This is a genomic window from Burkholderia sp. SIMBA_051, assembly GCF_046534915.1.
GTDB classification, from domain to species: Bacteria; Pseudomonadota; Gammaproteobacteria; order Burkholderiales; family Burkholderiaceae; genus Burkholderia; species Burkholderia ambifaria.
Genome location: NZ_JAWRXS010000142.1, coordinates 1 through 310 on the forward strand (window position 1 = coordinate 1; position 310 = coordinate 310).

General features: G+C 64.2%; 1 pseudogene. It reads right to left on the minus strand.

Annotated elements, in window-relative coordinates:
• Nucleotides 1-310 (minus strand): annotated as a pseudogene (locus SB771_RS33930) (UDP-N-acetylglucosamine 1-carboxyvinyltransferase); the annotation flags it as partial.

A 310-nucleotide genomic window follows, 5' to 3' on the forward strand; every position in this document is an offset into this window, starting at 1 on the left:
CGAAGCGCGCGACCAGCGGGCCGAGCACGAGGATCGACGCACGCATGGTCTTCACCATTTCATACGGAGCGACGAGATTGTCGACTTTCGACGCGTCCAGCGACACGCGCCCCGCGCCGCTCTCGATCCGCACGCCCATCTGGCCGAGCAGCTTGAGCATCGTGCGCACGTCCTGCAGATCCGGCACGTTGTCCAGATGCACGGGCTCCGAACTCAGCAGACCCGCGCACAGGATCGGCAACGCCGCGTTCTTCGCACCCGAGACGACAACTTCACCCGCGAGCGGGAAGCCACCTTCAATGATGAGTTT